The organism is Nocardia arthritidis NBRC 100137, from assembly GCF_001612765.1.
Taxonomy (GTDB): Bacteria; Actinomycetota; Actinomycetes; order Mycobacteriales; family Mycobacteriaceae; genus Nocardia; species Nocardia arthritidis.
Map to the genome: position 1 here is coordinate 135,334 of NZ_BDBB01000011.1, position 19,767 is coordinate 155,100.

22 protein-coding genes are annotated in these 19,767 nt (G+C 69.8%); 7 read left to right on the forward strand and 15 right to left on the reverse strand.

From position 1 onward, the window contains the following. Nucleotides 1-27 precede the first annotated feature (27 nt). From NA8_RS10640 to NA8_RS10650, 3 genes are read right to left on the reverse strand one after another with little or no spacing between them, the layout of a single operon-like run. Entirely contained in the window at nt 28-864 is an 837-nt protein-coding gene (locus NA8_RS10640) for a TrmH family RNA methyltransferase (RefSeq protein WP_063050204.1), read from the reverse strand. Further along, nucleotides 861-1,793 carry a tRNA (adenosine(37)-N6)-dimethylallyltransferase MiaA gene (gene miaA, locus NA8_RS10645; protein WP_063050205.1) on the reverse strand — a complete coding sequence of 311 codons (933 nt, stop codon included), beginning with the start codon at nt 1,791-1,793 and terminating at the stop codon, nt 861-863. The genes NA8_RS10640 and miaA overlap by 4 nt, the downstream gene beginning before the upstream one ends. Then, nucleotides 1,790-2,554 carry a class III extradiol ring-cleavage dioxygenase family protein gene (locus tag NA8_RS10650; protein WP_063050206.1) on the reverse strand — a complete coding sequence of 255 codons (765 nt, stop codon included), beginning with the start codon at nt 2,552-2,554 and terminating at the stop codon, nt 1,790-1,792. The genes miaA and NA8_RS10650 overlap by 4 nt, the downstream gene beginning before the upstream one ends. A 241-nt stretch (nt 2,555-2,795) precedes the next feature. Here NA8_RS10650 and NA8_RS10655 point away from each other — a divergent pair, with 241 nt between their 5' ends. Continuing rightward, on the forward strand, nt 2,796-4,172 hold the full coding sequence (locus NA8_RS10655) for a DUF349 domain-containing protein (protein ID WP_063050207.1): 1,377 nt from the start codon (nt 2,796-2,798) through the stop codon (nt 4,170-4,172). Between the two features lie 56 nt (nt 4,173-4,228). Here NA8_RS10655 and NA8_RS10660 read toward each other — a convergent pair whose 3' ends face one another. After that, nucleotides 4,229-4,810 carry an Rv2732c family membrane protein gene (locus NA8_RS10660; protein ID WP_063050247.1) on the reverse strand — a complete coding sequence of 194 codons (582 nt, stop codon included), beginning with the start codon at nt 4,808-4,810 and terminating at the stop codon, nt 4,229-4,231. A gap of 131 nt (nt 4,811-4,941) precedes the next feature. Next, complete coding sequence (miaB, locus tag NA8_RS10665; RefSeq protein ID WP_084466671.1) at nt 4,942-6,489, reverse strand: tRNA (N6-isopentenyl adenosine(37)-C2)-methylthiotransferase MiaB; 1,548 nt, start codon at nt 6,487-6,489, stop codon at nt 4,942-4,944. 258 nt (nt 6,490-6,747) lie between these two features. On the opposite strand from miaB, the gene NA8_RS10670 reads away from it, so the two are divergent. From NA8_RS10670 to NA8_RS10685, 4 genes are all read left to right on the forward strand, one after another. Further along, nucleotides 6,748-7,476 carry an amino acid ABC transporter ATP-binding protein gene (locus NA8_RS10670; RefSeq protein WP_063050248.1) on the forward strand — a complete coding sequence of 243 codons (729 nt, stop codon included), beginning with the start codon at nt 6,748-6,750 and terminating at the stop codon, nt 7,474-7,476. Between the two features lie 46 nt (nt 7,477-7,522). After that, nucleotides 7,523-8,359 carry a glutamate ABC transporter substrate-binding protein gene (locus NA8_RS10675; protein WP_063050208.1) on the forward strand — a complete coding sequence of 279 codons (837 nt, stop codon included), beginning with the start codon at nt 7,523-7,525 and terminating at the stop codon, nt 8,357-8,359. A gap of 98 nt (nt 8,360-8,457) precedes the next feature. Then, nucleotides 8,458-9,138 (forward strand): amino acid ABC transporter permease, encoded by a 681-nt coding sequence (locus NA8_RS10680; RefSeq protein WP_063050209.1) that lies wholly within the window; start codon nt 8,458-8,460, stop codon nt 9,136-9,138. A 19-nt stretch (nt 9,139-9,157) separates the two neighbouring features. Continuing rightward, on the forward strand, nt 9,158-10,060 hold the full coding sequence (locus NA8_RS10685) for an amino acid ABC transporter permease (protein ID WP_063050210.1): 903 nt from the start codon (nt 9,158-9,160) through the stop codon (nt 10,058-10,060). Nucleotides 10,061-10,518: 458 nt separating this feature from the next. On the opposite strand, the gene recX is transcribed toward NA8_RS10685, so the two are convergent. The 3 genes from recX to NA8_RS10700 form a co-directional block, all read right to left on the reverse strand. Further along, nucleotides 10,519-11,169 carry a recombination regulator RecX gene (gene recX / locus NA8_RS10690; RefSeq protein WP_084466684.1) on the reverse strand — a complete coding sequence of 217 codons (651 nt, stop codon included), beginning with the start codon at nt 11,167-11,169 and terminating at the stop codon, nt 10,519-10,521. Nucleotides 11,170-11,356: 187 nt separating this feature from the next. Further along, nucleotides 11,357-12,400: a recombinase RecA gene (gene recA, locus NA8_RS10695; RefSeq protein ID WP_043728224.1), complete on the reverse strand. Its 1,044-nt coding sequence runs from the start codon at nt 12,398-12,400 to the stop codon at nt 11,357-11,359. Between the two features lie 169 nt (nt 12,401-12,569). Next, nucleotides 12,570-13,034, reverse strand: a complete 465-nt coding sequence (locus NA8_RS10700; protein WP_245663759.1) for an Lrp/AsnC family transcriptional regulator — start codon at nt 13,032-13,034, stop codon at nt 12,570-12,572. Between the two features lie 83 nt (nt 13,035-13,117). Between NA8_RS10700 and NA8_RS10705 the strand changes: the two genes are divergently transcribed. Then, complete coding sequence (locus NA8_RS10705) at nt 13,118-14,119, forward strand: MFS transporter (protein WP_245663760.1); 1,002 nt, start codon at nt 13,118-13,120, stop codon at nt 14,117-14,119. A gap of 71 nt (nt 14,120-14,190) precedes the next feature. Here NA8_RS10705 and NA8_RS10710 read toward each other — a convergent pair whose 3' ends face one another. From NA8_RS10710 to NA8_RS10720, 3 genes are all read right to left on the reverse strand, one after another. Then, the gene (locus NA8_RS10710; RefSeq protein ID WP_063050211.1) at nt 14,191-14,640 is read right to left on the reverse strand and encodes a nuclear transport factor 2 family protein; all 450 of its coding nucleotides are present in this window, start codon (nt 14,638-14,640) and stop codon (nt 14,191-14,193) included. 24 nt (nt 14,641-14,664) lie between these two features. Beyond that, nucleotides 14,665-15,507, reverse strand: a complete 843-nt coding sequence (locus NA8_RS10715; protein ID WP_063050212.1) for a pyridoxamine 5'-phosphate oxidase family protein — start codon at nt 15,505-15,507, stop codon at nt 14,665-14,667. Between the two features lie 75 nt (nt 15,508-15,582). Then, nucleotides 15,583-16,044 (reverse strand): VOC family protein, encoded by a 462-nt coding sequence (locus tag NA8_RS10720; RefSeq protein WP_063050213.1) that lies wholly within the window; start codon nt 16,042-16,044, stop codon nt 15,583-15,585. Nucleotides 16,045-16,197: 153 nt separating this feature from the next. On the opposite strand from NA8_RS10720, the gene NA8_RS10725 reads away from it, so the two are divergent. After that, nucleotides 16,198-16,713 (forward strand): CGNR zinc finger domain-containing protein, encoded by a 516-nt coding sequence (locus NA8_RS10725; RefSeq protein WP_063050250.1) that lies wholly within the window; start codon nt 16,198-16,200, stop codon nt 16,711-16,713. Nucleotides 16,714-16,716: 3 nt separating this feature from the next. Here the strand turns inward: NA8_RS10725 and NA8_RS10730 are convergent, their stop codons facing one another. The 4 genes from NA8_RS10730 to NA8_RS34325 all read right to left on the reverse strand — a co-directional run bounded on the left by NA8_RS10730 (nt 16,717) and on the right by NA8_RS34325 (nt 19,625). Next, nucleotides 16,717-17,961 (reverse strand): aminoglycoside 3'-phosphotransferase, encoded by a 1,245-nt coding sequence (locus NA8_RS10730; RefSeq protein WP_245663761.1) that lies wholly within the window; start codon nt 17,959-17,961, stop codon nt 16,717-16,719. Next, complete coding sequence (locus NA8_RS10735) at nt 17,958-18,152, reverse strand: DUF3046 domain-containing protein (RefSeq protein WP_062974051.1); 195 nt, start codon at nt 18,150-18,152, stop codon at nt 17,958-17,960. Before NA8_RS10735 ends, NA8_RS10730 begins: the two co-directional genes overlap by 4 nt. A 54-nt stretch (nt 18,153-18,206) precedes the next feature. After that, on the reverse strand, nt 18,207-19,364 hold the full coding sequence (locus tag NA8_RS10740; protein WP_063050214.1) for a glycosyltransferase: 1,158 nt from the start codon (nt 19,362-19,364) through the stop codon (nt 18,207-18,209). 87 nt (nt 19,365-19,451) lie between these two features. Beyond that, nucleotides 19,452-19,625 carry a hypothetical protein gene (locus tag NA8_RS34325; protein WP_169810484.1) on the reverse strand — a complete coding sequence of 58 codons (174 nt, stop codon included), beginning with the start codon at nt 19,623-19,625 and terminating at the stop codon, nt 19,452-19,454. Nucleotides 19,626-19,767: the final 142 nt, after the last annotated feature.

Sequence of the window (19,767 nt, forward strand, 5' to 3'; positions counted from 1 at the left end):
CACGTGCGATGTCTCCCTATCTCCTCGTCACTTGGCAAACGTCCGGCGCTGCCGGGAAATTTCGTAGAGCGCCACCGCGGCCGCCGAGGGTGCCCCCAGCGAGCTGGCCGTGCCGCCCATCGGGATGTACACCATGTCGTCGCAGGCCGCTTGCCAGGCAGCGCTCATCCCGCTGGTCTCGTTGCCGACGACCAGGATGGTCGCGTCGGTGAAGTCGTAGTCGTAGGCGGCGTGCGGGCCGTGCTCGTCGGTCCCCACGATGCGGGTCGGAATGCCACGGCGCACCTGCCGGTTGCGGAACTCGAGCACCTGTGCGGGCCCGGCGGCGCGGATCACGGGCACGGCGAACAGCGAACCGGTCGAGGCGCGCACGGCCTGCGGGTCGTACTGGTCGGCGCCGTGCCCGGTGACGATGACGCCGCCGGCCCCGAACGCGTCGGCCGAGCGGATCAGGGTGCCGAGATTGCCCGGCGAGTTGGGCCGGTCGAACACCACGATCACCGGGGCGTCCTCCCCGGGCTCACCCGGCTCGAAGGTCTCCAGCTCGGGCTGCCGCGACTCCGCGACCGCCACGAGTTCCGGTATCCCGCCGGACTTCTCGCCGAGTTCGGCCATCAGCTCGGGCACCAGGCCGACCTGCGGCACGCTGCTGGTGTCCAGCACTTCGCGCGCCCAGCCCGACAGCTCCGGGCCGCCCAGGCGGTACAGCAGCGTCTCCAGCGGCCAGTCGTTGGCCACGGCCTGCGTGATCGGACGGACCCCCTGCACCAGGAAACGGCCGTCGCGATGACGCTTGGTGCGGTTGTTGAGATAGGCCTGCCACACCTGGACGGAGGCGTTGCGGGTGCTCACACGTCGGGTCACTGCGGGGTCCGTTCTTTCTCTTCGAGCAGGGCCAGCGCCCTCGCGGCCGGTTCCGGCGCGGCGCCGTCCACCCACCGCACCCGAGGATCGCGCCGGAACCAGGAGCGTTGTCTGCGCACGTAGCGCCGGGTACCGATCAGGGTGCGTTCCTGAGCGTGATTCAGGTCGTATTCGTTGTCCAGGTAGGCCAGGACTTGTGCGTAGCCGATGGCGCGCCGCGCCGTGACGCCCTCGCGCAGGCCGTGCTCGATGAGACCGCGCACCTCCTCGATCAGCCCGCCTTCGAACATCGCCGCGGTGCGCCGCTCGATACGCTCGTCCAAGGCGGCGGTCTGCCGGTCGACGCCGATGATGACGGTGCCCCAGCGCGGCGGGCCGATGGTCGGCGCCGAGGCGGCGAACGGCCGTCCGGTGAGTTCGACGACCTCGAGCGCCCGCACCATGCGGCGACCGTCGGTGGGCAGGATGGTGGCCGCGGCCGCCGGATCGGCCTCGCGCAGCGCCGCGTGCACGGCCGCGACACCCCGCTCGGCGAGCACCGCCTCCCAGCGCGCCCGCACGGCCGGATCGGTGGCCGGGAACTCCCACTCGTCCAGCAGCGCCTGGACGTACATCATCGAACCGCCCACGATGATGGGTACCCGGCCGCGCCCCATGATCGCGACGACGTCCGCGGCGGCCGCCGCCTGATACGCGGCCACGGACGCGGTGTCGGTCACGTCGAGCACGTCGAGCTGGTGATGCGGAATGCCCCGGCGCTGCGCGATGGGCAGCTTCGCGGTGCCGATGTCCATGCCGCGGTAGAGCTGCATGGCGTCGATGTTCACGATCTCGCCGCCGAGCCGCTCGGCCAGATCGAGGGCGAGATCGGATTTGCCGGTGGCGGTGGGACCGACGACCGCGATCGGAGTGATGCCGGAATCGGTCACCGCTCCTCGCTTTCGGCGGGCCGCCAGAGGCTCACGTGGTAACCGACCCCGAACGGGGCGTCGCAGTACAGCGTCTCGACCAGCGGGTCGGCCCGGAACAGCCCCGCCAGCACCTGGTAGGCGGCGCGCCCCGAGAGGCTCAGCTGGGCGCACAGCAGGGGATCGAGTGCCCGCAGCGCGGCGCGATCCCCCGCGCTCAGGGCGTGATCCAGCCGGTCCTGCACCGGCCGGGCCCGTTCGTCGAGGTAGCCGGGCGCCTTGGTGGACAGTGTCGCGGCGCCGTCGGCGACGACGAGCACACCGCGCGGCGCGATATCGCCGTCCAGATCGGCGCGCAGCTTCGCCCCCGCCTCACGGCAGTGCTCCGGCGTCGCGTCCGCGGCGATGATGCGCGCGTCGGCGGTTGCGCTCGGGGCGACCTGCCCGCGTAGCCATCCCCCGATCAGCACGGCCAACGGCAGACCGGCATCGGCCCGCTGCGCCGCGGCGACCGCCGCGCCGGAGAGCCCGACGCGCACGTCCGCGCCGAATCCGCGGAATGTGCCCATGGTCTCCGGACCGAACGTGCTCTCACCTGCTCCGACGCCGAGCACCGTCCAGCGCTCCGCCACGGCCGCGAAGGCGCGCACGGCGTCGAGCACGGCGGACCGCAGCACCGCGCGCGGGTCCGGAGCGCCTGCTCCCGCCGTGTCCGCCACACCGCCGCACAGCTCGGGAACCAGCACGGGTGGCGACGGAACGAGAGCGGCGACGGAGAACACGTCGTAACCGTAGTCGTTGCCGGGACCACCGGTACCGCCCGGCTTCGAGTGTCTCTGCCGGAAATACCGCCGGGATTGATAGTGTTCGAGGAGCTACAACCCAGGTCATCAGGGGTTGGAAACCCCCGGGATTCCTCCTCGGGAAGGCATGGGTCGATGGTCACAAGGGCTCGGACCGGGTTGAATGGGATGAGCTAGGGCGTAACCAGGCAGCCGTGACGCGCGGCAGGGACGAGGAAACATGACCGACAGCAACGGAACCGCGAAAGCCGGCCCCGGCAAGATGCCCCGTTCTTCCGGTGCCCCGAAACCGGGCCGCTCGATTCCACCGCCCAAGCCGCACGCGGTCAAACCCGCCCCGGGCCCCGCCCAGCAGCACCCCCATCCCGTCGTAGTCCCCAGCGTCTCCGATCCGAGCCTGTGGGGCCGGGTCGATGAGGACGGCACCGCCTGGGTGAAGACGCCCGAGGGCGAACGCCAGGTCGGCTCGTGGCAGGCCGGCGACGCCACGGAGGGCCTGGCCCACTTCGGCCGCCGATTCGACGACCTGGCCACCGAGGTCGCCCTGCTGGAGGCCCGGCTGGCCGCGGGGGCCGACGCGCGCAAGACCAAGGCCGCCGCCGTGACGCTGGCCGAGTCGCTGCCGACCGCCGCGGTGATCGGGGACATCGAGGGGCTAACCCGGCGCTTACAGGCCATCGCCGAGCACTCCGAAGAAGCCGCCGCGCATGCCAAGGAAGAGAAGGAACGCGCCCGGCACGAGCACACCGAGCGCAAGGAGGCGCTGGCCGCCGAGGCGGAGAAGATCGCCGCCGAGTCCACCCAGTGGAAGGCCGCGGGCGATCGGCTGCGCGAGATTCTCGACGAGTGGAAGTCCATCCGGGGCGTGGACCGCAAGGTGGACGACGCGTTGTGGAAGCGCTACTCCAAGGCCCGTGAGGCGTTCAACCGCCGCCGCGGCGCGCACTTCGCCGAGTTGGATCGCGAACGCGCCGCCGCGAAGTCGCGCAAGGAAGAACTGTGCGTGCAGGCCGAAGAATTGTCCGGCTCCACCGAATGGGTGGCCACCGCGGGCGTCTTCCGCGATCTGCTCGCCGAGTGGAAGGCCGCCGGGCGCGCGCCGCGCGAGGCCGACGAGGCGCTGTGGCGGCGCTTCAAGAGCGCGCAGGATGTCTTCTTCGCCGCCCGCAACGCCGCCGTCTCCGAGCGCGACGCCGAGTTCGAACAGAACGCGACCGCCAAAGAGGAACTGCTGAGCGCCTACGCCTTCATCGATCCGTCCGCCGATCTGGAAGTGGCCCGCAGCGCGCTGCGCGAGCTCCAGGAGAAGTGGGACGCCATCGGCAAGGTGCCGCGCGAGCGCATGCAGGAACTGGAAGGCAAGCTGCGGGCGATCGAGAAGCGCGTGCGCGACGCCGTCGACGCGCAGTGGCGGCGCACCGACCCCGAGGCGATGGCCCGCGCCGCCCAGTTCCGCGAGCGGGTGGCACAGTTCGAGGAGCAGGCGGCGAAGGCCCAGGCCGCGGGCAACGCGCGCGACGCGGAGAAGGCGCTGGAGCAGGCCAAGCAGTGGCGGGAGTGGGCCGAGGCCGCCGAAGGCGCGGTCAGCAACCGCTGAGTTCGCTCGATCGCGGCCCTTCCCATCGGGAAGGGCCGCTCGTGTGTGCGATCAGGTCAGGAGTCGCCCATCAGGCGACGCCGGTCGCGTTCCTCCGCGGCCGCGGCGGCGTTGCGGCGCTGCTCCTCGGCGGCCAGGTGCAGCGTGGTGCGGCTCCACACCACGCGGACCCAGTGGAAGGTGAGCACGACGGTCACGATCGCGCCCAGGATCAGCCCGATGCCGGGGCCCGCGCCGATGTAGTTGCCCACGCCGGGGGTTTGGCGGTGCCAGATCGAGAGCACGCCGAACACGCTTGCCACGGCGCTGCCCGCGACGGCGATCCAGGCCAGCACCCAGCGGCGGGTCATCAGCGCCAGCATCGAGAACCCGATGCCGAAGATCACCAGGAACCAGACGAAGACCCGCGAGGGCAGCCCGATGTGCTCGGCCCGCGCGACGTCGGTGTTCAACAGCACGTCGAAGCCGCGGGCGGCGCCCGCGTGCGGCAAAACCAGCGAGGCCAGCAGCAGGAACACCGCACCGGCCACGACCATGGCGCGGATGCCGGGATCGATCTCACCGGCGATCTTGCGCTCGACGGCGTCGAGATCGTCGCGGAACTGTTCGAAATCGCCGGTGCTCTCGACGGAGCTCACTGAGTCCTCGTTTCGTTCGTCCGCATCGCGGCTGCCGGGCTGGTGTCGCGGGTTCCCCGCGGACGCGTCGTCGCCGGAGGCGGGAACCGCCCCGTCGCGATCGCGGGTGGCGTCGTCGTCCGGGCCGGTGGTCATGCGCCGCAGCCGGTCGAGCAGCCCGCGGCCGCGGGTTCCGGGGTGGGCGCACCGATGCGGGGCAGTCCGAGCCCCACGCCGATCGGCGCGGTCTTCGGCGTGACACCGCGTTCGTGCGCGTCACCGGCGCGGGTGCGGCGGTGTGTCTTGATCGCGGCATCGGCGACGAGGTGGTGCGGCGCCGCGGCGGTGATGTCGACGGTGACCAGGTCGCCGGGGCGAATCGGCTCGGCGGTGCCGCCCGGCCGGAAGTGCACCAGCCTGCCGTCGCGGGCGCGGCCGCTCATGCGCGCGGTCGCGGCGTTCTTCTTGCCCGCACCCTCGGCCACGAGCAACTCCACCTCGGTGCCGATCAGCTCCCGGTTGGCGGCCAAGGAGATCTCCTCCTGCAGCGCGATGAGGCGGTCGTAGCGCTCCTGCACGACGGCCTTGGGCAGCTGGCCGGGCATGTCAGCGGCGGGCGTGCCGGGCCGCTTGGAGTACTGGAAGGTGTAGGCGCTGGTGAAACGCGCCTGCCGCACCACATCCAGGGTCTCCTGGAAATCCTCTTCGGTCTCGCCGGGAAAGCCCACGATGATGTCGGTGGTGATCGCGGCGTGCGGCATCGCGGCGCGGACCTTGTCGATGATCCCGAGGTAGCGGGCCTTGCGGTAGGAGCGGCGCATCGCCTTGAGCACCCGATCCGAGCCGGACTGCAGCGGCATGTGCAGCTGCGGGCAGATGTTCGGGGTCTCGGCCATGGCCTCGATCACGTCGTCGGTGAACTCGGCCGGGTGCGGCGAGGTGAAGCGGACCCGCTCGAGGCCGTCGACGTGCCCGCACGCGCGCAGCAGCTTGGCGAACGCGCCGCGGTCGCGCGGCTCGCTCGGGTCGGCGAACGACGCGCCGTAGGAGTTCACGTTCTGGCCGAGCAGCGTCACCTCGAGCACGCCTTGGTCCACCAGCGCCTGCACTTCGGCGAGCACGTCACCGGGGCGGCGGTCGACCTCCTTGCCGCGCAGGGCGGGCACGATGCAGAAGGTGCAGGTGTTGTTGCAGCCCACCGAGATGGAAACCCAGCCCGCGTAGGCGGATTCGCGCTTGGCGGGCAGCGAGGACGGGAACGCCTCCAGCGACTCCAGGATCTCCACCTGGGCTTCCCGGTTGTGCCGGGCCCGCTCCAGCAGCACCGGCAGCGAGCCGATGTTATGGGTGCCGAAGACCACGTCCACCCACGGCGCCTTGCGCACCACGACGTCGCGATCCTTCTGCGCCAGGCAGCCGCCGACGGCGATCTGCATGCCCGGATGGCTCGCCTTGGTCGGCGCCAGGTGACCGAGCGTGCCGTAGAGCTTGTTGTCGGCGTTCTCGCGCACCGCGCAGGTGTTGAAGACGACGAGGTCGGCCGTCGCGCCGGGCGCGGCCTTCACGTATCCCGCGTCCTCCAGCAAACCAGACAAGCGTTCGGAATCGTGCACGTTCATCTGGCAGCCGAAGGTGCGGACCTCGTAACTGCGTGCTGCGCCCTCGGCGGGAGCCGACAGTGCCTGTCCGATCGAATCCACCCATCCAGGGTACGGGGCGGCCTCCGGCGGTTTTCGCGCGCATCGGCGCAGGCTCCGGGCGTCTGCCGCCGACGCCGAAGGGGCCGCGAGGTTACGCGCACATGTCGAATCGGCGCGGCGAGACGGTGTGTCGCGGAAAGCCGGGCAAATCCCCGATTTTTGCCTAAGGTCATGACCATGACCGACGACGCCGCCGCTCCGGGCACGACCGGGGACGCCTCTGCCGGGGACGTCAGCGCCGCCACCAGCGCGCCGCCGATGATCTTGATGCGCAATGTGGACAAGCACTTCGGCGACCTGCACGTACTCGAGGACATCACGCTGGAGGTCCCGCGAGGGCAGGTCGTCATCGTTCTGGGCCCCTCGGGCTCCGGTAAGTCGACGCTGTGCCGCACCATCAACCGGCTGGAACCGATCGACTCCGGCGACATCGCCATCGATGGCGTCGCGTTGCCCGCGGAGGGCCGCGCGCTGGCCGCTCTGCGCGCCGACGTAGGCATGGTCTTCCAGTCGTTCAACCTGTTCGCGCACAAGACGATCGTCGAGAACGTCATGCTCGCGCCGGTCAAGGTCCGCAAGGTGAAGAAGGACGACGCCCGCGCCCGCGCGATGCAACTGCTCGACCGGGTCGGCATCGCCGATCAGGCCGACAAGTACCCCGCGCAGCTGTCCGGCGGGCAGCAGCAACGCGTCGCCATAGCCCGGGCGCTGGCGATGAACCCGAAGGTGATGCTGTTCGACGAGCCGACCTCCGCGCTGGACCCGGAGATGGTCAACGAGGTGCTCGAGGTGATGGTGTCGCTGGCCAAGGAGGGGATGACGATGCTGGTCGTCACCCATGAGATGGGCTTCGCACGCCGCGCCGGGAACCGGGTGCTTTTCATGGCCGACGGCCAGGTGGTGGAGGACGCGCCGCCGGAGGTGTTCTTCACCGCCCCGAAGTCGGAGCGGGCCAAAGACTTCCTGGGCAAGATTTTGAGCCACTGATCTGCCGGACAGCGGCCAGCACCCACGGATAGGGAGAAGGAACTCGATGAGGATCAAACGCGCTCTGCGCATCGGCGGCGCAGCGATCGCCCTGACACTCGCCGCCGCGACAGCCACCGCGTGCGGCGGCGGCAGCGACAAGTCCGCCCTGGACAACGCCAAGGACGGCAAACTCACCATCGGCATCAAGTTCGATCAGCCGGGTCTGGGCCTGCGGAACAAGGACGGGTCCTACAGCGGCTTCGATGTCGAGGTGGCCAGGTACGTCGCCGGGAAACTGGGCGTGCAGCCGGACCAGATCACGTTCAAGGAGGCGCCGTCGCCGCAGCGTGAGACGCTGATCGAGAACGGGCAGGTCGACTACATCGTCGCCACCTACTCGATCAACGACAAGCGCAAGGACAAGGTCGACTTCGCCGGCCCTTACTACATCGCCGGGCAATCGCTACTGGTGCGGGCCGACAACGCCGACATCAACGGCCCGGACAACCTCAAGGGCAAGAAGGTCTGCTCGGTGAAGGGCTCCACGCCGGCCCAGAACATCGAGAAGAACTTCCCCGACACCCAACTGCAGACGAACGACACCTACTCGCTCTGCCTCGAGGGCCTGCGCGCCGGGTCCTGGGACGCGGTGACCACCGACGACATCATCCTGGCCGGTTACGCCGCGCAGAGCAGCGGCGCGTTCAAGGTGGTCGGCAAGCCGTTCACCACGGAGAACTACGGCATCGGGTTGAAGAAGGGCGACAAGGAACTGCGGGACAAGATCAACGACGCCGTCGAGGCGATGATCGCCGACGGTTCCTGGAAGAAGGCCTTCGATTCGACTGTCGGCGCGTCCGGCTACCAGGCCCCGCAGCCGCCGACCGTGAATCGGTACTGACCTCCCGTATCCGGACGGGTGGCCCGGCCTCGGCCCGGCGCGGGCCACCCACCGCACTTCCCTGACCATCGAGACCTGATCGGAGGGACGCGTCCGCCGTGTTCGACCTGATCTCGAGGTATGACGACCAAATCCTCGAAGCCTTCTGGGTGACCATTCAACTGACCGTGCTCTCCGCGGTCGGCGCGCTGATCCTGGGCACTGTCGTCGCGGGCTTGCGCGTGTCTCCCGTGCCTGTCGCCCGTTGGGTCGGCACCGCCTATGTCACCATCTTCCGCAACACCCCGCTCACGCTGATCATCGTGTCTATGTCGCTGGGTCTCTACACGACGATGGGCTGGCGCCTCGCCGGTGAGGGGCCGGACTCGTTGGCGCAGAACAACTTCCGCTTCGCTGTCGTCGGCTTGAGCATCTACACCGCCGCCTTCGTCTGCGAGTCGCTGCGTGCCGGCATCAACACCGTGCCGATGGGGCAGTCCGAGGCGGGGCGCTCGCTCGGCTTCGGCTTCCTGCAGAATCTGCGGCTGGTCGTGCTGCCGCAGGCATTCCGTTCGGTCATCGCCCCGCTGGGCAGCGTCCTGATCGCGCTGACCAAGAACTCCACCATCGCCTCCGCCATCGGTGTCGCCGAAGCGGCGACTCTGATGGCGGAAATGACCGAGACCGAAGCCGCGGTCCTGGCGATCGGTGCGATCTTCGCGCTCGGTTTCGTGATCCTGACCCTGCCGACCGGCCTGTTCTTCGGCTGGCTGGCCAAGAAGTACGAGGTGGCTCGATGAGCGTCAGTGAGGCGCTGGTATGAGCGCAGGCGCTTCGGTCCTGTTCGACGCGCCGGGGCCGAAGGCGAAGCTGCGCAACAATATCTACTCGGTACTGGCGCTGGCCGCCGTGGCAGCGGCGGGCTGGCTGCTCTACCGCGGCTTCGCCGAGAAGGGGCAGTTCACCGCGGAGAAGTGGAAGCCGTTCCTGGAGGCCGAGGTCTGGTCGACCTATCTGCTGCCCGGTCTGCGCGGCACGATCGTGGCCGCGCTGCTGTCCATCGTGTTCGCGTTGGTCCTCGGCATGGTCTTCGGCGTCCTGCGGATGTCGGATCATCGCATCGTGCGCTGGGTGGCGGGGGCGATCGTGGAGGTGGCGCGTGCCATCCCGGTGCTGATTCTGATGATCTTCCTGTTCGCCGTGTACTCCGAGTACGACGTGTTCAAGTCCGATGATCTCGCGCTCGCCGCGGTGGTCACCGCCCTGACCGTCTACAACGGCTCGGTCATCGCGGAGATCGTGCGAGCGGGCATACGCTCGCTGCCGAAAGGACAGACCGAGGCCGCGGTCGCACTGGGCATGCGCAAGAACCAGCTGATGCGATTGATCCTGTTGCCGCAGGCGATCACGGCGATGCTGCCCGCGCTGATCTCGCAGATGGTGGTCGCGCTGAAGGACTCGGCGCTGGGCTACCAGATCACCTACGTCGAGGTGGTGCGCTCGGGCCAGCAGCTCGGCGCGGCCGAACAGAACACGATTCCGGCGCTGATCATCATCGCGATCATCATGATCGCCCTCAACAGCGCGTTGACGCTCGTTGCCACCAGGCTCGAACGACGGCTGCGGGCGCGCAAACGTGGCAAGGGCGGCGGCGCCGTCGTTGCCGCGGACTCGATCATCACCGACGCGGCACCCGGTGTCGACATCGGCAAGAAGCCCTGAGCCGACCGCGGAGTCGTTGCCGCGCAAGCGAACTGGCTACTGCGCGGCAATGCCCGGCGGCGCCGATCGAGGCGCCGCGGTGTTGCGCGCGAGATGAGCGCAACACTCGTGCCCTCGGCGGCGTCCCGCCGATCTCGTAGGCATACGCCGATCCCCGGAATTCGACCGGTGGGACGGTCATCAGTGCTTCATACCTGCGGGAGTTGATGACCGATGACCAGCCGTACCGCCGACCCGCTCTTCGACGAGTCGTTCTCTTTCCCTGGCGAACTGCGCCGCGCCGGGCACGCCGGCCCCGCGCGGGTCGCGGCGGTAACCATCACTCGCGCTACCGAGCCGGTAGCCGCACCCACCATCCGTGTCCCGCGTATCCGACCGGCGTGGAACGCAGTTGTGAGCGGGATACGGCTTCGCGCGATCCGGCCACGCCATCGCCGCGAGCGGCCGTGGGCCGAAGCTCAGTCGACGGGCTCGTCGAGGTCGCCCCCAGCCCCTCGATCGGCCAATTCGGCTTTGACCACGCGATAGGCCGTGGCCTGGTTGTAACCGCGCCGAGCGAGCATGCCGACGAGACGACGAATCATCTTGTCCCGGTCCAGGTCTCGCGGCAAGGAGCGCAATTTGCGGCGGACCAGCTCGCCGGCGCGCGTCTCCTCGTCGTCTGTGGTGATGGCGTCGAGGGCGGCGGCGACGTCCGACTGCGCGACGCCCTTGCGCCGGAGTTCCTGAGCGAGCGCCTGCTTGCCTTTACCGGAGAAGGCGTGGCGGGAGTGCACCCATTGCTCGGCGAAGGCGGCATCGTCGATGAGGCCGACTTCGGTGAGGCGGTCGAGCGCCCCTTCGCTCACCTCGGGTGAATATCCCTTGGCGGCGAGACGCTGGGCCAGTTCGGCACGACTGCGGGCGCGGACGGCGAGCAAGCGGAGACACGCCTCCTTCGCCTGCTCGACCGTCCCGCCTTCGGATCCGGCCGCCACCGGATCCGCCGATCGGCCCTCGGGCCGGCCGGAGTCGGCCGAGGACGAACCTGCGCGCTCCCCGCGGTGACCGCGGCGGGACCCAGCCGGACGCGCCCGCTGCGGATCGGACGCATCCGGCCGAGTTCCCATGGTGTCCGGCGCAACCGAACCACCTTCGGCACTCCGGACGAGCTCGGAATCCTGTCCGCGCGGCCGGCTACCGTTCGGCGAACCAGAGGCGGACAGGAGTTCTTCCAGGCGGCGCCGCATGTCCTGCACGACGTCGGCCCCGGGGTCGGCCGAAGATGCCCCGGGTGAGCGGCGGCGGTTCATCGGCTCAGAAATCGGCGGGCACCTCCGCGGCCGCATCGGCCGTCACGTCGGCGCCGATGCCGAGCTTCTCCTTGATCTTCTTCTCGATCTCGTCGCGGACGTCGACGTTCTCCAGCAGGAACTTGCGGGCGTTCTCCTTGCCCTGACCGAGCTGATCGCCCTCGTAGGTGTACCAGGAGCCGGACTTGCGGATGAAGCCCTGCTCGACGCCCATGTCGATGAGCGAGCCCTCCTTGGAGATGCCGTGCCCGTAGAGGATGTCGAACTCGGCCTGCTTGAACGGCGGGGAGACCTTGTTCTTCACGACCTTCACGCGAGTGCGGTTGCCCACCGCGTCGCTGCCGTCCTTGAGCGTCTCGATGCGGCGCACATCCAGGCGCACCGACGCGTAGAACTTCAGCGCCTTACCGCCGGTGGTGGTCTCCGGCGAGCCGAACATCACGCCGATCTTCTCGCGCAGCTGGTTGATGAAGATCGCGGTGGTGCCGGAATTGTTCAGCGCGCTGGTCATCTTGCGCAGCGCCTGGCTCATCAGGCGGGCCTGCAGACCGACGTGGCTGTCGCCCATCTCGCCCTCGATCTCGGCGCGCGGCACCAGCGCGGCCACCGAGTCGATGACGATGATGTCGATGGCGCCGGAGCGCACCAGCATGTCGGCGATCTCGAGCGCCTGCTCACCGGTGTCGGGCTGGGAGACCAGCAGCGCGTCGGTGTCGACGCCCAGCTTGCGGGCGTAGTCCGGATCGAGCGCGTGCTCGGCGTCGATGAACGCCGCCACCCCGCCCGCCGCCTGCGCATTGGCCACCGCGTGCAGCGCCACGGTGGTCTTACCCGAGGATTCCGGACCGTAGATCTCGACGACGCGGCCGCGCGGCAGGCCGCCGATGCCCAGCGCCACGTCGAGCGCGATGGAGCCGGTGGGGATCACCGAGATGGGCTGGCGCGCCTCCTCGCCCAGGCGCATGACGGCGCCCTTGCCGAAGCTCTTCTCCACCTGGGCCAGCGCGAGTTCGAGCGCCTTGTCCCGGTCGTACGCCTGTGGTGCCATGTCCTGATCCCCTTTTCGACGGGTGAGTCTCGTTCTGTGGTTGGCGCCTACAGTAGAGCCCGGCACCGACAAGTTCTGGCGACCAGACTAGACGAACAGGTGTTCGAGTCAAGTGACGCGCCCGGCGCCCTCCACACCGCCCGCACCCTCCTCGGCAAATGCCGTGCGATCAGGGCGCCAGCGTGATCCGGTCGGTGTCCAGCAGCGTCTGCGCCTGCTTGAGCACGCGCAGCGACGGCGTCACCTCGAGGCCGGTGATCCCGTCCAGCGCGCCGAGCCGACCCGTCACGTACCGGTAGAGGTCCGCGGTGTCGCGGCAGATGATGGAGGCGAACATATTGGACGGCCCGGTGGTGGCGGCGACGAAGACGATCTCCGGATGCGTCGCCATCGCGCGCCCCACCGCGTCCAGATCGGCGGGACGCGCGCGCAGCCACGGCGCGCCGCGCACCCCGTAGCCCATCCGCTCGATCGCGAAATCGACGTCGAAGTACAGCACGCCCGCTGCCGTCAACTCGGCCATCCGCCGCGCGACCCGCGGCGCCGTCCACCCGGTCTCGGCGGCGAGCTGAGCGTACGGGGCGCGCCCGTCCCGCCCGAGCAGCGCGAGCATCGCCTCGTCGGCCGGGGACAAATCGACCGGCTTCTCCGGTCCCGCGTCCGCGGGCCACCTACACCGGCCGCGACCGCGGCGTCGCCTTCGGCGTCTGGGGCGCGGTGTCCGGAGCGGCGGCGGGAATCGGCGTGGTGCTCGGCGGGGTCCTCACCGAAGCGCTGTCGTGGCGCTGGATCTTCTTCGTCAACCTGCCCATCGCCGTGCTGGCGATCGCCCTGACCGCCACGGTGTTCCCACCCTCGCGGCGGCGGATCGACCGAGTGGTGGACGTGCCGGGCACGCTGTCGTTCGCGACCTCCGCGACGGCGGTCACCTACGGCGTCATCCGCGGTGGCGAGCACGGCTGGACCGACACGGCCGCGGTGATCGCGTTCGCGTTGGGCGCCGCGGGGACACTGGTCTTCGGTTTCGTCGAGGCGCGCGGTGCCGCCCCGATGTTCCCCCTGGCACTGCTGCGCAACCGCGACTTCGGCGCGACCCTGTTCGGCGCGTCCGGGCAGACGTTCGCCGCGTTCGCGAGCAGTCCCCTGATCTCGCTGTGGCTGCAGCAGCAACTGCACATGTCACCACTGCACGCGGGCCTGGCGATGCTTCCGATGGCCGCCACCGCGTTCGTGGTGGCGGGCGCGTTCGGGCGGCTACTGCACGATGTCGCACCGAAGTGGACCATCGGAGCGGGGTTGATGGTGGTCGGCCTGGGCGCCTGGCTGCTCATGCTCGTTGGCCCCGAGTCCTCCTGGCTCGCATTGATACCCGGGTTCGTGGTGATCGGCCTCGGGATCGGCGTCAACGCGCCCGCGCTGGCGTCGGTCGGCATGGCGGCCGTCGCCCCGGAGCAGGCCGGCACGGCCGCGGGGGCGGTGAACACCGCGCGGCAACTGGGCTTGGCCCTCGGCGTCGCGGTACTCGGCACCGTGTTCCGCGGTGTGGCGACCGCCGAGCAGCCGATGACGCTGCCGCGTTTCGTCGCCGGGCTCGACGCGGCGTTCGGTGTCGCGGCCGCGGTGGGCGTCGGATTCGGGCTGGTCGCCTTCGCCCTGTTCCACCGGCAGCGCGCGAACGCCGAGCCATCCGAAGCCCAGCGGCAGGCCGTCGCCGCCTGAGCACGATCCGAAACGACGAGATGGCGGCGTCGCCTGGACGCCGCCGTCTCCGCGTGGTCCGGAGAACTTCCTCAGTGCTGGGGTAGCACCGACTCGTCGCCCGGATCGCGCGGTCCGAAGATGCGCCGCTCGGATTCCTCGATGCGGACGTCGTTGATGCTGGCCTCCCGCCGGGACATCAGCCCGTCCGGCGCGAACTCCCACTGCTCGTTGCCGTAGCTGCGGAACCACCGGCCGGACTCGTCGTGCCATTCGTACTGGAAACGCACCGCGATTCGGTTGCCTTCGAAGGCCCACAGATCCTTGCGCAGCGCGTAGCCGTTCTCGATGGACCACTTTCTGGTGAGGAACTCGACAATGGCGGCGCGGCCGGTGAAGAACTCCGCACGATTGCGCCACACCGAGTCCTCGGTGTAAGCGGCGGCGACGCGCTCTGGATCGCGAGTGTTCCAGGCGTTCTCGGCGGCCCGCACTTTGGCTTTCGCGGATTCCGCGTCGAACGGTGGCAAGGGAGGTCGCATGGGACGGCTCCTTTCTCGTGAGGTTCAGGGGTTGACCGGCGACAGCTCGGCAGGCCCCCACCGCAGCGCTCCCCCGGGCCGCTCGACCACCTCCTCGACGGTGAAGTCGAGGGAGCATTGTGCACCGGCCGCGAAAGTGTCGGCGGCCCAAATCAACTCGGCCGTGCCGGTGAGTTGCAATGTGGCGCCCGTGGACCAATCGGGGATCAGGATCCCGCACCGGGGGTTGACCTCGATGTTGCCCAGCGTCATGAACATCGAATTGCCCCGGTAATCCGGCCAGCGCAGCCGCGTGGGCGAAAGCACGCGGAGGAAGCCGGGATTCCCGCCGCGATGCGAGGCGTCGGCGTTGCCGTCGGCGTCCGCGGTCGCGACGAAGAACGTGTCGGCCGCCGCTATCGCGGCCCGCTGATCGGCATCGAGTTCGACACTGTGACGCACCGTCGGCGTCTCGGCAGCGGGCGTATAACTCTCGATCTCACGCCGGGAGATGTACTTGGGGCAGTTCGAGTACACCTGGTCGGTGACGATGCGCAGGCCCGCGCCCTCGGGCGTCGATCTGCCGTTGACCCGCATCCGCCTGCGCCGCTGCGGTTGCAGGGCGATCATGCCGACGCCGCGGCGATGGGTCAGCGCTTCGTGCAACGGATCGGTGGCCGCGGGCCGGACGCCGACCGATATCGTCCGGTCGTCCACCGCCCGGACGAAACCCGGCTGCCCGACCAGCTCGCTCGCCCACAACCTGCCCGCCGGGTCGGCGGCGGCGAGCACGACCATCCGTTGTTCGGCCAGGAACCCCGCGGCGACCGCGGGGATATCGGGACGGATCATGCGGCCGACCCGTTCGGCGATGTCCGCCTGGCCCATCCGGCGCTGGACGGCGACCTCTCCGCGATGAAACGGCTCAGCCACGATGCTCCCTTCGCTTCGCGGACGACCGGATCAGAAGAAGCCGCAGGTCGGGGCGGCGCCGCTGGGCGCGGGCGCGGATTCCGCGCCGCTGGGCGCGTAGACCTCCAGGCGAATGCCGTCGGGATCGGTGAAGAAGATCCCACCCGAGGCCACGCCCTCACCGTGCGCCACCACCCCGTCGTGCGCGAAGGCCACCGACAGCTCACGCAGCACCCGCTCCACCGCGCGCACCTGGTCGATGCTGTCGACCTGGAACGAAAGATGGTGCAGGCCGGGCGTTTCGGTGGAGAAGGCGCCGTCACTCTGTTCCCACAGCGTGATGACCAACTTGCCGTCCGCCCCGAGGAAGGCCCAGCGGCGCTGCTCGTCGGCGCTCGCGGCGAGCTGCTCGAAGCCGAGGGCTCGGCGATAGAAGTCCACCGAACGATCCAGATCGGAGACGTTCAGGCCGATGTGCCCGGTGGCGAGCTGAGGTGCGGCGACCGCGGTCATGGGTTCCTCCTCGGAATATTTGACCGTTCAATACTGTTTTAACAGTTAGAACATACCGGCCGACGCCACTCGGGTCAACCACCTAAAATGATTTGATCAGTTAGACAGGAGGTGGCCGCCCTGGACTTCGACACGCACTCGATACCCTCGGGCATGCCCGATCCACGCCCCCACCTCGGTGAACCCTTGGCGCTCGATCTGCTGAACACGAGATGGATCGAGCACGGACCACAGGACCTGCTCACCGAGGTCGCCGGACTGCGCACCTGGCTGGCGACCGCCGGCCTCACCGAGCGCGCCATCGCCGACGAGGCCACCTTGCACGCGGTACTGGCCGCGCGCACGGCCATCTACGACGTGGTGGCGCACGCCTCCCCCGCGGGGCTCAACGACGTGCTGGCGCACGGCCGCATCCGCCGCGCACTCACCGAGACCGGACCCGCCGACCTGGTGGAGGTGCCGGAACAAGCCTGGCTGCCCGCCTGGCTGGCCGCCGACAACCTGGTGGAACTGCTGCGCGCCGCGCCCGATCGGATCCGTCAGTGCGCGCACCCGGAATGCGTGCTGTTCTTCTACGACACCTCGAAGAACGGCACCCGCCGCTGGCACTCGATGGCCACCTGCGGCAACCGCACCAAAGCGGCCCGCCACTACGCGCGAAAAGCGTGAAGCTCAGAACAATTCGTCGAGCAGCCGGTAGTACTCCAAGCGGCTCTCGTCCGGATCGGTCAGCCCGTAGGCCGCGAAGAATGCCGTCACTTCCACGTCGCCGAAGTCCGCGCGCAGATCGCGGACGGCCAGTGCCAGATCGCGGTAGCGGTCGGCCACGCCGAGCGCGCCCACGTCTAGCACGATCTCGTTCTCCAGCACGTTCGGCGGGGTGAAATCACCGTGCGCCACCACCAGGTCCTCCCCGGCCGGGCGCTGCCGGAGCAGCCGCGTGAGCACGTCCGCCGGGGTGGTTCCACGGTTGTCTTCGTCGAACTCCTCCGCGTCCACGAGCCCTTCGACGACGTTGCGGCGCGCCTGTGCCAGAACGACATCGAGGCGGCCGTCGAAGGGGCACTCGGTGACCGGAATGCTGTGCAGCCGCCGCAGTAGCCCGCCCAGCACGGCGCCGATCGACGCCGCGTGCGCGCTGCCGGACTTCGCTCGCGCCGCCAGGCTGGGCGCGCCCGCGTCCGCGAGCACCATGACGTCGTCTTCGAACGCCGCGACCTCCGGTACGGCAATCCCGCGCTCGCGCAACCAGGTGAGCCGCTCGTACTCGGCGACCGCCTTCGGTCCGCGTTTGAGCCAGTAGGCGCCGTCGACCCACACCACCCCACCGCTGAGGCCCTCGTGCTCGTCCGACCAGCTCGACGCCTCGCCGAACAGCGCCGCGACGGTGGGCGGCAACGGGATCGGCAGCTCGCCCAGCGTGTCCAGCGCGGCGCGGGTGGCTTCGATCTCCTCGGGATCGCCTTCGGCGACGCGCAGCCGCATCGCCTCGGTCAGCAGCGCGCGCGCCTCGGTAAGATGATTGCGCTCGGCGAGCGCCTTGCCCAGGTGCTGCACGGCGAAGGAGAGCACTTCCGGAGCGGCCGCTCGCGCGTGCGCCACGGCGCGGCGGTACAACGTCTCGGCGGTGCCGACGTCGCCGCGGTAGCGGTAGACGTCACCCAGGTTGATCCAGACACTGATCCTGCGCCGCTCCGTATCAACCAGTTCCAGCGCGCGATCGAGGTGATCGAGCGCCTCGTCGTAGCGGCCGAGCAACATCAGCTCGATGCCGGTCTGCCGGTAGCCGGCGAAGTCGTCGGGGCGCGCCTGCGCCACCCGGGCGGCCAGCCGCTGCGGGTCGTGCGGGATCATCCGCTGCCGCTCGTCGAATCGGTACAGCGGCTCGTCCCGCTCCACCTGCCCCGGGGCGCTCACCAGCGCGCCCTGGGCACGTCGAATTCGGCGCACAGGGCTCGCCACACGTCGCGGGGATCGATCCCGGCCTCGATGGCGTCGGCGCCGGTACGCCCGCCCAACATGGGGATCACATGGTCGGCCAGCAGGGCGTCGCCCCGGGCCACACCGAACTCGGTGTGCAACAGTTCCTGGAATTCGGTCAACCGCACCGTCCCGAACTTACTCCCATTCCGCGCGTGGCCAGGTCAGCGGCACCCACTCGATCAGTAGTGAACGGCGTGGCGAACCTGGTGGCACAGGCCGACAGGATCCGGGAACTCGGTCGCGGCGGCGGCGTCCCTGGCCGCCGCGCTGTAGCGGGGGTCGGCGAGGATCTCCTGGACCGCGGCGCGGACGGCATGGGGCGACAGCGGCCGCACGACGATCGAACTGCCCTGCCGCGCAGCACGATTGGCCAGCTCCCACTGGTCGCCGCCGCCGGGAACGGTGACGATCGGGACGCCCGCGGACAGCGTCTTGGCGAGCAGGCCGTGTCCGCCGCCGCCCACGACGACGGACGCGTGGGTCAGCAGTTCGTCTTGCCGCCCCAGCCCCGCCGTGGACCACGGCGGCAGGTCGGCGGGCGGCGCGTCCAGCATCGAAATCGCCACGCGGACACCGGTTCCGTCCAGAGCCTCGAGCACGGTCTCCGCCATGCCCGCCACGCCGGTGTGCGCGGTCGAGGGGGCGACCATGACCAGCGGACCGTCACCGGGCGGAAGGTCCAGAACCGCGTCGGTCGGCTCCCACAGCAGCGGGCCGATCACGTGGGTGGATTCCGGCCAGTCGGGGCGCGGCACCTCGAGCGCGGGCAGGGTGGCGATCAGGCGAGCGGCGGGACCCGGGTCGACGGCCGGGAGACCGACGCTCTCGCGGGCCCGCTCGCGCTGGCGGCGCCCGTTCCGGAGGGCACGCGCGGTCATGCCGCGCAGTACACCGTCGCGCGCCCGCCCGCGCAGACCCGTGCCGGGGGCGAGCCCGCTTCCGATGGGCGGCAACCCCTTCGACGGCAGGTACAGCGGATGCGGGGACAGTTCCACCCACGGGACGCCGAGCCGCTCCGCGGCCATCCCGCCGCCCGCGGTCAGCACATCGGAGATCACCAGTTCGGGCAGCATGGCGCTCAGTTCGGGCAGGATCTCGGTGGAGATGTGCGCGGCCCGCTCGTGGATGCGCTGTCCGGCGTCGGCGTCGTCGTCCACCGGCCGCGGCGCCAGGCCTTTGAGTCTGCGCACGCCGATGCCTGCGGCGAGCGCTGCGTCGAACCAGCGCGGACCGGTGAACAAGACCGGCTCGTCACCGGCCGCCAGGAACCGCAGGCACAACGCGATAGCGGGGAACGCGTGACCGGGATCGGGCCCTGCGACAACGGCTACTCGCATCCGCCTAGCCTGCCACACCCGCGTGCGAGCCGATCACACCCGCGTCGCGGCGCGGGATCGGTTGGCGCCGCGCCGCCGCCTCTCCCGCTACAACTTGCTCACCGTCGAGTTGCCCGAGCCCGCCACCGCCTTGTACAGCAGGTACAGCCCGAACACGACGGCGCTGATCACCAGGATGGGGAACAGGCCCTTGATCAGCGCGCCGATGACCGTCAGCGCGATCCAGACGACCGCGACGATACCGATGATCTTCCACAACATTTCGATGCCTCCCGAAGTCCGTTTACGCTTCGATCATGACATCCGGGTGAGCGTGAATCACCAGGTGAGGCGGGATATGGGGGTGGAAATCAGGGTTCCCCCGGACGCTGTCGACCGCCCGCGGGGCGCCGATCGGGGTTTT

What these genes read in the sequence shown, in the direction of transcription:
- NA8_RS10655 (WP_063050207.1), top strand. Translation starts at nt 2,796, where the DNA reads ATGACCGACAGCAACGGAACCGCGAAAGCCGGCCCCGGCAAGATGCCC.
- NA8_RS10670 (WP_063050248.1), top strand. Translation starts at nt 6,748, where the DNA reads ATGATCTTGATGCGCAATGTGGACAAGCACTTCGGCGACCTGCACGTA.
- NA8_RS10675 (WP_063050208.1), top strand. Translation starts at nt 7,523, where the DNA reads ATGAGGATCAAACGCGCTCTGCGCATCGGCGGCGCAGCGATCGCCCTG.
- NA8_RS10685 (WP_063050210.1), top strand. Translation starts at nt 9,158, where the DNA reads ATGAGCGCAGGCGCTTCGGTCCTGTTCGACGCGCCGGGGCCGAAGGCG.
- recX (WP_084466684.1), bottom strand. Translation starts at nt 11,169, where the DNA reads ATGGGAACTCGGCCGGATGCGTCCGATCCGCAGCGGGCGCGTCCGGCT.
- recA (WP_043728224.1), bottom strand. Translation starts at nt 12,400, where the DNA reads ATGGCACCACAGGCGTACGACCGGGACAAGGCGCTCGAACTCGCGCTG.
- NA8_RS10710 (WP_063050211.1), bottom strand. Translation starts at nt 14,640, where the DNA reads ATGCGACCTCCCTTGCCACCGTTCGACGCGGAATCCGCGAAAGCCAAA.
- NA8_RS10715 (WP_063050212.1), bottom strand. Translation starts at nt 15,507, where the DNA reads ATGGGCCAGGCGGACATCGCCGAACGGGTCGGCCGCATGATCCGTCCC.
- NA8_RS10720 (WP_063050213.1), bottom strand. Translation starts at nt 16,044, where the DNA reads ATGACCGCGGTCGCCGCACCTCAGCTCGCCACCGGGCACATCGGCCTG.
- NA8_RS10725 (WP_063050250.1), top strand. Translation starts at nt 16,198, where the DNA reads ATGCCCGATCCACGCCCCCACCTCGGTGAACCCTTGGCGCTCGATCTG.
- NA8_RS10740 (WP_063050214.1), bottom strand. Translation starts at nt 19,364, where the DNA reads ATGCGAGTAGCCGTTGTCGCAGGGCCCGATCCCGGTCACGCGTTCCCC.
- NA8_RS34325 (WP_169810484.1), bottom strand. Translation starts at nt 19,625, where the DNA reads ATGTTGTGGAAGATCATCGGTATCGTCGCGGTCGTCTGGATCGCGCTG.